This window comes from Rhodoferax sp. U11-2br (genome assembly GCF_018619435.1).
Classification (GTDB): domain Bacteria; phylum Pseudomonadota; class Gammaproteobacteria; order Burkholderiales; family Burkholderiaceae_C; genus Rhodoferax.
On record NZ_JAHFZF010000022.1, the window covers coordinates 13,550 to 24,911 of the forward strand.

Consider the following 11,362-nt stretch of genomic DNA (forward strand, 5'->3'; position numbering starts at 1 on the left):
TTTCATTTTTTACTCCCTGTTTTTGCGAACGCTTATGGGCATGATGGGCCGGCAAGTCGAGCCATTCTAGGCCTAGGACAGGCTACAAGTTAGCCAGGCCGTGGGTCGGTTCTTCAAGCGTGAAACGAACGTGCAGTGGTGCCTAAAATCGAGAGGACGGGCGCTGATGGAGGGCCGTAGGGGTGCCGACAACGCCGAACGCAAGTCCCGTGGACGCGCTCACACTCATCAGGGAGTCCAACGCTTCACAACAATGTAAGGTCGCTCTGTGCCTGGGCCAGCAGCTTTGCCGCTTGGTCCAACTGCGGCTGCAGTGAACTGGCGCGCGAGGCTGCCATTTGCTTAAATCGCTGCAATTCGGCAGCGCCGCCACGCAGGCTTGCTGAAATTGCGCTCTTGCGAGCACCAAACTTTGCCCGCACTGTATTTTTATCGGCTTCTGAGACTGCATTTGCAGGGTTGAACACAAACCGCCGTTCGACACTTGCCTTCCAGTCAGTGACCGCGCGGGTAAGGCTTTCGCCAAACCCCCGGACCTGCATCACTTGATTTCGAGAAACGTCTGCTGCCGTTTCTATGCCAAAAGACCGGAGTGCAGCCTTTCGAGCTGGGCCCACCCCCGGGATGTCCGCGGTGTCAATAAAAAACCTCTCCAGAAACTTCTGCTTCTGGCGCTCTTGAGCCGTGGAATGCAATTTACTCAGTTCTTGGGCCTCTTGCGCTGGGATTGCCTGCAGCTCGTCTTTAAGCTTTTTCAGCTCCGCCTTCTTCTGATGGAACCCCTCGGGGCCTGCCTCATTTTTCATTCGCCCGAGAATCGAATTGAACAAATTGCGAGCAGACTCTTCGGCTGCCTTGCGCTTTTTCCATTCTTCTGCGCGCTCATTCGAGCCCGACGAGCCTGCGGCGGCCCAAGCGAACCAGGCCCCTAACGCAAACAATATCCATGCCTGTGGCATGGCGGCAACGCAGGCAAAGGCGACGCAAACAACAACTACCCTGAAGAAAACAGCAGTCCCTCCTCCAGGGACATTTGCCGGCAAGGGGGTTGGCACCACTGAGATGCCGCCTATGTTTGGCTCGGAAACGGGCGGCGGAGCGGGTATTGCCTCTATTTGAGCCCACACCTGGGTCAAATTGAACCCGGTTTCTGTCGTGGTGTAGGTGCCGCCAAGGTCAATGAAATAGACCACGCCCTGTTGCTCAAGTGCGCACCAGGGGCACTTCGGAAGGTGGTCTGGGTAGACGTGAACCGAAGACGCACCACACTTCTTTAGCCGAGTCCGAACGCCGTCCAGGGCGTGCTCCCACTGTTTTGCAGTAGGTCTCCCACCCAACGCGCCCTTTTCAGTAAAAGCCATCTGAAACATGGCTTCCATACTGTCTGGCACCATTGACAGGGGAATCGAACGCGGTGGCGGAGAAATCCCCCGGCTCGCCGCATCACGGGAATATGCGTATCGAAACCCCTTGATGTCAGTCTCCAGCGCGTCTCCTACGCCAGACTTCAAAGGAACACCGGAATACGGGTGTCGGCCCCCAAAAAGTAGGTGAAATATCAACAGCGCCAGACCAAAGTTGTCATGGTTGGCCGTTCTTGTGAACCCTTGGAACGACGAAAGGCCCTGCAGCTCAGGTGGAGTGAAGTGGGCGACACCAACCTCGCACAGATGTAAAACGCCTTTAGCGTTAACCTGAAATGAGTCGCTGTCGATGAGGACGACCTTGCTGTCGCCCCCCACCAAGACGTTGCCCTGGTTTACGTCCCCAAGCACATGTCCATGAGTGTGCAACGCATCGAATGCAGCGGCGGTGTTCCTCGCCACATAAAGAAGGAAGTCCCACGCTGCTTTCGGGCGGTCTTGCCTCCGGTGGGCCGGACTGTAGACCATGTGAACCGGGTCTTTGCCCACCACCTGTGGCATCAAAAACCCTGCGACCGGACCACCCCTTGAGGAATGAATCGTTTCCTGCGGCCAAGCCACGTAGTTCAGCAGTTGCTGGTCAGCAGTGCTGGCCATAAAGGTCAGCTTCGCTTGCTTCTTTGCATCGGGGAGCTGGTGGTATAGCTTGACCACCTGGTTTGACAACGATGGGGTCTCGAATACAGTGCCCTCGCCACCCTTCCCAAGTTCGCGCCCAAGCTGCAGCGACGTTCCCTTGGATGTAAACAGCGTCTTGGCCATACCGCCTACTCGGTGAGGACAGCCAATGCCAAAGTCTTGTCGTCGTCTGTGCGGTCGTTGACCGCCGGACTTTGGAGGAACCGAACCAGCGCGCCATGCAATTGGTCATCCTGCTCAGGGCTGGACGCACCAAGCACCTTGAAAAACTTGTCGAAAAACGGTTCGTGGGCCGTGTTTTCCGCCATATTAAGCGCCAATCGCTGCAAGCCATCGCTGAAAACCGCTATGCGCGAGGCAATGCCCGGGTATGTTTTTGTCACCATTTGACTGACTGCGTCTTCGTCAGAAATGAAGTGCGTCATATTGGCGTACTCCCCAGACATTGGCACAACAGGAACTTCCAGCCCTTGGCCCACATCCAGCACAATTCCGCCATCCCCAATCTGCAGGACTAACGTGCCTAATTTGCATGACAGCACGCCCAAGAACGTGCAAGCGAGGTCACGAGCTTTGAGCCCAAGTGCGTCTGCCCTGCCATACAACTTGTCGCGAACGTGCATGACACACTGCGTAGCGAGCTCGTCACTGAGCCCAAATTCCGGCTGTCGCAGTTTCTTGTCAACAAAGTCCGCCGCGGCCTGGATAGCTAAGTCTGCGCCCTCACCGCCGTTGGACGCGCTCCCGGCCCCGTCCGCCACAAACAATTGCAGGAATGGCATACCGTTGGCCGTTGCGCCAACTTGGGCCCAACAACTGTCTTCGCAGTCGCGGCCAACCGCAACATGTGAGGTGCCAACTTCTGAGGCACATACAACTCGCCAGCTCAAACGGCTGCCCAGCCTTTGGGAGACTCCAAGGGGACTTCTGTGCCGGGAGTGGAGCGAGAGACTGACCGCAACGAGCTCGAAAGCCAGCTGAAAAGTTCGCGGAACTTCAACCCTTCAAGCGAAAGTGGCTCACGAGCGCTGCTGATTTGCTTGAGCACGTCCATGTTTGCCCCTTTGACGCCAATGGCGAAGAAAGCAAACTGCTTGGAAGCTTCACCTTCACGAACCGCAGCAGCTGCTGCTTGCCATGCGTCTGTCGGCCCACCATCGGTAATCAGGAAAACCCATGGACGGTAATACGAAATGCCATTTGACCGGTATTCATTCTTGCGGTCTTTAACCAGTTCCAGGGCCTGCATGATGGCGCTGCCCATGGGGGTGTCACCTTGGGCCACGAGCGTTGAAGGATAGAACGTCGAAGCACTCGTGAATGGCATTTCAATCTTTGTAGGTCCAAAAGTGACAATGGCAACCTCTACCCGCTTCATTGCGAGTGCGTCAGCCGCCAACTCGTCTTTGAACACTGCCAGCCCAGCGTTCAGCTCATTCAACGACGCACCACTCATGGAGCCTGATACATCCAACAGGAGCACACATGGGCATCGGGGCTCCGGATTGCTCGCAAAATCGTTGGTATCAAATGAAATCTGGTCGCTCATCGTCACTCCCTTTGCGGTTACTCTAAAATTTGAAAAAAAGTGTATCAGAGCCCAGCCAGCGCCCAATGCGGCCAGCGCAGAAGAATGTAAAAAGAGCGACCGTCTTAGCGCTTGTCGCCGTATAGCGCTCAGTAACGACCAAAAGCTAAATGTGGTCCGAGAATAGACGCGGGGTTGTACACGGCACGTTTCGGATTGGTAAGCCAGCCCCATCCGCGATGGTGCTTTGAGCCCGAGGCTATGCGACCACCAATTCGCGCCTGAGGCTATTGAGCGGACGATAAAACGGACACGCTCTACCTCAAAGAAGAGAGAAATGCTCACCGTATAGCCCTCACACCAATCGGTCCAGATTGTTCCCAGAAACTTGCACAAATAAGTGTTCCCATTTATCATCAAATCATCAGTTCTGAAATACCGGACTGAGTTGGAAGTTGGGGTGGCAACCTGCCGTGGAGCTGACGAACTTCGTCAAGATGGTAAATAAGCTTTTTTGAAACTTCCAAAGTTGAGCAGCTGACTGAGGCTGGTGGCTAATCGGCCACGAATCACGCGTCGACAAACTCCACATCGAAGCGTCCTTGAATGGTCTATGGACCAGGGGATGCTATTGATGCTGACTTCACACCTGAATACTCTCCGAACCAGTTCTCGTGCGGGATACCTGCGCAGAGGTGAATGCTCACTTCCACGGTTCGGCGATTGGTTAGGGCATTGCCATTTCAGTGCTGGATTGAGGACCGTCCTGTGAAAGGCACTGGTCAACTTGTCCTTTTTCTGGACTTTGATGGTGTCTTGCATCACGAAAACTGTCTTTGGCATCCCAAAAAAGGAGCTTACCTCGTCGCGCCGTCGCGATACAGTCTTTTTCAACACGCTGAATCCCTTGTCGCCGAATTGGTGCCGTTCCCCAACTTGCAGATAGTTCTGTCGACCTCTTGGGTCGTCAGATATGGATTTTCCGCAACCAAAAAGCGACTTCCCGATGCGTTGCAAAGACGGTGCATCGGAGCAACTTTTCACTCCCGCGCGATGGACAAGCAAACGTTTCTTCAGACACCACGAGGTGAACAGGTGCTTGCTGATGTGTCAATGAGACGGCCCGCTCGCTGGGTCGCATTGGACGACAACTTCGAAGGTTGGCCTGCCAATGTGCCGTGGATTCAGACAGACCCATATGAGGGAATTTCAGGGACTGGCGTTTTGGACAAGCTCCGGAAAGTGCTATGGGACATGCACAACGTATAACAGCAGCAATCTGGAATTACTCGATAGGGTGTATGAGCATGAAGTGAGGATTCTGAATCGCAAGACTGGCATCACGTGCAGGTGATTCAACTACCACGGTGACAACATGACCTACCTCGTCAAGAAATACAGGGAGACCCAGCTAAACATCCTGATTAATCCGGGCGATTTCCGCTACGCTGAGTTATGAGGCAATTTCGCCACCCACATGACACCACGACTGAAATTTGTAATCGACGCGCTTTACAGACCGGGTACGACTAGACAGGTCTTTGCAGTCTCGCGGTCGGAAGCCGAGAGACTCCCGCCGTTGCCGACCGTAGCCATAATCTCCATCACTGCGCCTGAGCGGCCCCTTGCCAAAATTGAGGGGTTTGAACATCTGCTCCGGTTGAGCTTTGCAGATGTAGACCACCTCAACGGCGACCTATCCACGCGTGGTCGTGAAAAACTGAAAGAAGCGTTCACTATGCAGCAAGCCGTCGCCGTGCTGAAGTTTGTTGAGACGCTACCTCCGCGTATCAGAACCATCGTCGCGCATTGCGAGGGCGGGTACTCCAGGTCTGGCGCTGTAGCTTATGCGCTACATGAGCTTCATGGGTACTCTGCAGAACCAGAACGTCTCAAAGATGCTAACCCCTCTGTCATCAATATGCTGCGCAAAGCTGCTGGAGCACACACCGAAAATTGAACGTGGGTTATGAAAGTGGGATAAACCCGCATCTCAACTGACGACCAGAACCTGGACATGCAACTCATTGCAGAAGCTGGAGAACGCTTTGTGCACACCTCTTGGCTTGCTTTCGATTCAGCTTGAAAACTCAATGTGACGCGTCGTGGCACACAACAAGTTCATCGACATGCCCTTGCCCACTTACACGGAACGCAACAGACGCTCCAACAAAGAGGTTATGGACTTGAGCGTGCTTTATGGCTTTCCCAAAAAGAAAAATGTAGCTGTTTTCACCTTTCGAGTCCTGCACGTAGCCGAAACCCGCTTGAGGCTCAAGTCGTGTGACAGAGCCTGATTGCAAGATGACGGTTGTTTCAGCCTGTTGTGACATGATGAATCGCTCCTTCATGTTTTCAAATGTAGCGTATGCACAGAATTGTCACAACTCAGGATGCAGGGAAGGTTGCCTGCCGTTAAGTCAATCAACACTTTCAGGATGAGTTGGGGTATGGGGAGATACATTCGACGAATCTCAAATGCAAGAATCCCGCTCGCTGAGCCGATTCAAGTGCATAGCCAAAGTTATCGCCCCTGACAATGGCAGGCGGAACTAGACGCGGGCGATACCGAAAGCGGCCACATTCTCAACAGAAAGATTTCCGCACACGAATTGGACGAACAGCCGCCACTGGTGGCTCCACGTGAACAACTGGCTGGCCGCCGTGCCCCCCACTACGGCATCAATAGCCACTCTCCGAGTGGCGAAACCCGTAACGTGATGGCTTGAGCCAGTGGGTCGACCAAGTTGTGCCTGCATGCGCTTCACCGTGCCTTCAGTTTTTCCAGTTGTTCTGCACTCGGTGCATGGAAATCAGTCTTCGTACCAAATGACTTAAGGACGCCAGCCTCCATGGCGAAGGCGGTGGTGTGATACAGGCCGCCGCCAAACCCTCCCATGGACACCCCGATGTCGTTGCCTACATAGACGCTCTTCTCGCCGGCCAGCACCCATACCGGCTCAAGTCCCACGATTGCAAGCTTGCTCACGAAGTAGTCGCGAGACGCCACACCGGCCCCAGAACCACGCCAACGCAGTGAGGGGTCCTGCCATCGGAGCGTGCCGCCAGCGTCGACGTATTCTGGCGCCTTGCCGCTGCGCAGATGCAGGTCCAGCGCCTTGATGATGCCTGACGAGGGCAGCTGGAGCGCGAACCCTTCGTCGACCGAGTTGTCATTGCCGCCGCCTTCGGCGTTCAGGGATTCCACGATGCCGGCATACGGCGTCTTGATGCCAGCACTGATGTTCGGTTCCAACTCGATTGACTGTGGGTCGCGCCATCCGTGCTCGCCCAGGAACGGGAGCAGGGTGCCGCTTTCCCACAAGCGCGATGCATCACCACGGTGCCTGCCGAGCAGTTCCTTGGCCAGTTGGGGACCGTTGCCTTGAGCGGTGACCAGGCAGCTGACGCGTGACCAAGCGTCAGCGTGTGTGCGCCTGCCCTGCCCCGGCACAGCCCAGTGGCGAAAGCCATAGACCGTCAGCCAACGCTCGCCGTCGGGGCTCGTCACCTCGATTTGATTGACGTCGTTGCAAAGGTCGCTCTCGACGTGTACCCATGCAAGGAGCAGGTCGGTGTCTCCAGACGGCAGTCGGGGAGCTGCCGGGGTCCACCATGTGACTGGCGTCGCCGCCCAGCCGGTTTCGAGTGTGCTTCGAACAAGGAGGGATGGGTCCAGGTCCCACTTCATGTAGCGACCGACTGGGCCCGGCTCGAACGCCCTCAGCTTGCCGTCGTCTCCCCACGAGCACATCGCTAAGTTGTCGGTCAAGCGTGCCGTCGCCTCAGCGAGCGCGATGTACTGGTACTTCTTGCCGAGGCGCTCCACGCGGTGATTGCCCATGCGGTCGTAGCTGATACTCCCGCCCCTCTCAAACTTCTCAAAGAGCTCTTCGGTCCACCCGAGCTGGTGCGCTCGCTCGCAAATCCACCGCCGTACTGGCCCGTGGTCGAGCCCCGACGGGCGCCGGTTGTCGTCCCGCATACGAGTGGCCTCAAGAAGATGATGTTCCGCGAACTCGGCGTATTCGGTGCGAAGCTCTTCTGACAGCTTGTCCTTGAACGCCTCGTTGGCTTGCTCAATTTCGGCCCAGAGTTGCTCGGACTTGCCCGTGCCCTTCTTGTTGAGGGAAAAGTGCAGCGGCTGCCGGCGGTAGTCGAACGTCAGCTTGCGCAGCGCGAGATAGGACTCTTGCTGCTCAGCCGTTCCCTTGTCTATCAGCGCTGCCTGCCAGCGTTCGAAGAGTTCCTTGGTGGTGTTGCCGGCAAGGTAGCGCGGTGCATCTACGATGTCGTGCAACCAACTGCTCAGGGTGTAGTTGCCGAAGTCGCCGTGCTCGCTCGTCGAGGCGCAAATCGAATCCCCGTATCCACTCCCCTGGTATCTCTGAAGGTCGTCCTCCGATACAGGTTCCAGCGGCCAGGCTGACTTGAACTTTGCCCTGCACGTATCGAGGTACACCTCCGCTGGCAACTGGCCTGCGGCTTCAACGTAGAGCAGGAGACCGAATGCATAGTCCCGGGCCAACAGGTTCAGCGGTGGCTGCTTGCCTTCAGCAAAGTAGTTTTTCCAGACCGAAGCGGCCAGCACGCGGCAACGGGGTCGGTCCATGCCCTGCATCGCAGCGCCGTAGCAGGCGGCGAGGAGGCGCTCTATGATGTACAGGTCGTCGACGTCGGCGAACTGGTCGACGAGGGCCGCAGCGTGACCGAGCTTGCAAGAAAGCAGGTTCACGAGCGCCTTGGTGGCGCGGTCGCGCACAGCACGGTTGCTGGTCGACAAGAACCAGGTTAGCGTGACCGCTGCAAGCCAGAGGCGCTGCTCATCGACTTCGTTGGCGTCAGCCTCCCAGGCCCAGTCGATGAGCGAGACTACTGCGCCGCCCTCGCCCAAGTCGTCCTGCGCCAGAAACACCGACCATACAGCGTCTCTGTGCGGCATCGGACGCGGCCACAGGTCCTTGTGTAGCCAGTTGGCGTTGAACAGGTTCTCAGGTTCAGTGCTGACCAGGAGCATCAAGCCGTAGGCCGAGCGACTAGTGGCCTCGCATAGCTTCTCCACCCATCCGGCCGTTCGGCTTGTGAACGCCTTTGAACTTCTCCATGCCAGCGAATTCTCGAAAGCGTCGCAGAGTGAAGGGTCGTCGAGGGTCTCCTTGGGCAGCACATCGAACAGCTCGAGGTCGAACGCCTCCGGCAGTTGCACTGCCAGGGCCTCGATGACTCCAGCAAATTGCCAGCTACGAGACGGGTCGAAGTGGACTGCAAGTGGCGCTCGTTGGAACGAGCCTTTGACGTCAGCACGGTCAACTTGGCTGATGAGCCTTTTTGCACGGAGGTGGTCCGACAGTCGCTCGAACGTGAACCTGATGATTTCCTTGTGAGCGCCGCCGGGCTGCCATTCGACGTCCTGGGTGAGGACACCCTCTGACATGAACGCAGAAAAGAGGCTGTGCTCCGTGTAGCCGCCCGAGTTGTGGATATCTTCCAGCAGCTTGATGGTGTCTTCCATGGGAAGGCTTCCGCCGTCGCCACGAGCCGCACAGGCTTCCAGAAACTGCTCCAACGCCTTGCGCGGAATCTTCCGCTCGGGGATGAGCTTCAGCTCCCTTTGTATCTTATCCGCCACCGCAGTCAGGTAGAAGTCGAAGATGACGTTGACGCCGTCCATCCCCTTGGGCAACTGCTTGAGGCCCTCGGTGTCGAGGTACTCGCAGCAGGTTCGAAGGAACAGTGGGTTCTCGAACTCTCTCGCCAGGTTGGGAGAGCTTGGTCGCGCGATGCCGCGGCGGTCGAGGTAGGCCTTTGCTGCAGCGCCGGTATGGCCGGCAAAGCCGGGGTGCACGACGTTCTCAATACCCTTCAGTGGGAGGAAGCGGAAGTACGTGCTGCGCACAGTCAGCACCAGGGCCAGTCGAGGGAACTTCTGGACCAGCCGGATGAACCCTGGTAGGCGTGTCTCCCACAGTGCGATGCCATGCCTCTCGTTGAGGGCGTCAATCGCCAGCACAGCCCGGCAGTCGGCGGCCTCGGCGGCGGCGTCGAACGCGCCCAGAAAGTCGGCGGTTGTCACCTTGGCCAGGTCCAGCTGACCTCTGATTTGCTCCCAGGGGTCTCCATCGTTCAGGTTTCCGCTGAGGACCAGGATGAAGGGGCGGCCTGCCTCGAGCTGCTTGTGTCCGAAGTCAGCGATAAGATGCGATTTGCCGATGCCACCAGGGCCCGAGATGACCAGCTCGCGCTTGTTCATGAGCTGCCATCGCACGCTGGCAATTACCTCGCGGACATGGTCGACCGCCGAATAGAGGTCGAACAGGTCCTTGCGGGGGATGTAGCGGCTCTTCTCGGGGACCTTGTCTTCGACATCGGTCAGGGCCTCGGAGACGCTGTCGATGACCGCGGCCGCCATGTTCGCCCAGTTCTCCAGGGGCACCGACGCTTCCAGCGCCGCGGGAGGTGCGCCTAGACTTTGCAGCAGCGGCTCGCAGGCTTGTCGTACTAGGTCGGCAGCAGACGACAGCTTTTCGCGCGACAAGCTACCGACCGCGCCGTCCATTTTGTACGTAATCTCGGCTGCCCAGGTCGCAGGCACAGCGAGCAATTCTGGGTTGCGGGCCACCGCCTGCAAGGCCTGCTGAATCGGCAGCTCCACGTGGCTTTCGGGGCTGTAGCGCTCACCCAGGTTGTGACGCTGCACGTCAAGCTTGTCGCGGAACCAGGCCGAGCTGAACCTGACGGTGTCGAACCAGTAGCATGCTCGTCCAGAGTAAGCGGGGTCGTCGCGCCCAAGGCGTTCCCCGATGCTTGAAGCGCTCCAGAGTTCGATTTCGATGGTACTGCCTTTGGCGGCTGCGTCCTCGATGCTCTTCTTGCGCCACTTCTCGTAGCGCTGAACTTCGCTGGCCTTCCTGCCAGAGCGGTTATCACGCAGGTCGATGGGCAGGCAGACAACGAATATTGTCAACTGCGGATGGGCGATGAGCGCTCGCTGTAACGAGTCGTCCAGGTCGTTTACTTGTCCGTCATCGAATCCGTTGATGAAGTACTTCGCTTGCCAGCCAACCTCGTGCCCGTCCGCGTAGGTCCGGAAACACTCGAGGCCTTGGTCGGCTCCTGGACCTTTCCGGATGAACCGGGAGCCCGTAGCCGGGTTCTCCAAGGCAGCCAGCTGACAGCAGAGTTCTTCGAAGCCGCCGTTCTGCGTTCCTCGATGTTCACGAATATTTTTGAAATCCAAGCTCAACACCATGCACACTCCCATACTGTCCTGAGGCGTTAGCCAACTTTCTGGTTGTCACATTCAGTCTAGGCGGCAATATTTCCCGCTCCATGTGACGCGCCCAAATCAGGTGAGGGTAAGCACGGCGTCCCTACGTGGAGGTAATTGAGAGGCTTTTGGCGATTTACCTCTCCCTTACTAAGTGTCACTTCTTTCTGGCAACGCCCTTTGACGGCAACTGCGAAATATCCAGCGAATCGACTTTAAGTGCCCGCAACACCTCGAGCGCAAACGAAAAGTTGAACGTGCCACGGTTTATGCGGGTGTTCAGCGAATCGGGGCTGTGTTCATCTTCTGACCCCATCTCTTCCATCAGCTGAGATAGCCGCTTGAAACTCACGTCCTGCCGAACAAGTTCGAGCTTGATTAAGCGTGTTGCGTATTTGTGCCACCGTGTCTTTTCCGGTCGCTTTGGCTTGCTGGGCGCGAGCTCGGTGCTTGCCGTCACTCTACGTTCATGCATTTAAGTTGGTTCCAGACGTTGCAGAAAAC

General features: G+C 57.0%; 8 protein-coding genes. 2 read left to right on the forward strand and 6 right to left on the reverse strand.

Annotated elements, in window-relative coordinates:
* Window positions 1–245: 245 nt before the first annotated feature.
* Genes KKO72_RS14170 through KKO72_RS14180 form a run of 3 tightly spaced genes read right to left on the reverse strand, consistent with a single transcriptional unit; the run spans window position 246 to window position 3,612 of the window.
* Entirely contained in the window at window positions 246–2,186 is a 1,941-nt protein-coding gene (locus tag KKO72_RS14170) for a helix-hairpin-helix domain-containing protein (protein ID WP_214939602.1), read from the reverse strand.
* Between the two features lie 5 nt (window positions 2,187–2,191).
* Window positions 2,192–2,953 (reverse strand): PP2C family serine/threonine-protein phosphatase, encoded by a 762-nt coding sequence (locus KKO72_RS14175; RefSeq protein WP_214939605.1) that lies wholly within the window; start codon window positions 2,951–2,953, stop codon window positions 2,192–2,194.
* Entirely contained in the window at window positions 2,950–3,612 is a 663-nt protein-coding gene (locus tag KKO72_RS14180) for a VWA domain-containing protein (RefSeq protein ID WP_214939608.1), read from the reverse strand. Before KKO72_RS14180 ends, KKO72_RS14175 begins: the two co-directional genes overlap by 4 nt.
* A gap of 678 nt (window positions 3,613–4,290) precedes the next feature.
* On the opposite strand from KKO72_RS14180, the gene KKO72_RS14185 reads away from it, so the two are divergent.
* Entirely contained in the window at window positions 4,291–4,860 is a 570-nt protein-coding gene (locus tag KKO72_RS14185) for an HAD domain-containing protein (RefSeq protein ID WP_251140663.1), read from the forward strand.
* A 310-nt stretch (window positions 4,861–5,170) separates the two neighbouring features.
* Window positions 5,171–5,551: a hypothetical protein gene (locus KKO72_RS14190; RefSeq protein ID WP_371736889.1), complete on the forward strand. Its 381-nt coding sequence runs from the start codon at window positions 5,171–5,173 to the stop codon at window positions 5,549–5,551.
* 130 nt (window positions 5,552–5,681) lie between these two features.
* On the opposite strand, the gene KKO72_RS14195 is transcribed toward KKO72_RS14190, so the two are convergent.
* The 3 genes from KKO72_RS14195 to KKO72_RS14205 form a co-directional block, all read right to left on the reverse strand.
* Window positions 5,682–5,924, reverse strand: a complete 243-nt coding sequence (locus KKO72_RS14195) for a cold shock domain-containing protein (RefSeq protein WP_214939617.1) — start codon at window positions 5,922–5,924, stop codon at window positions 5,682–5,684.
* A 431-nt stretch (window positions 5,925–6,355) separates the two neighbouring features.
* A complete protein-coding gene (locus KKO72_RS14200; protein ID WP_214939620.1) occupies window positions 6,356–10,840 on the reverse strand; it encodes a hypothetical protein in 4,485 nt (1,494 codons plus the stop codon).
* A 175-nt stretch (window positions 10,841–11,015) separates the two neighbouring features.
* Window positions 11,016–11,333, reverse strand: coding sequence for a DUF6471 domain-containing protein (locus tag KKO72_RS14205; RefSeq protein ID WP_214939623.1), 318 nt, complete (start codon window positions 11,331–11,333; stop codon window positions 11,016–11,018).
* Between the last annotated feature and the right edge of the window lie 29 nt (window positions 11,334–11,362).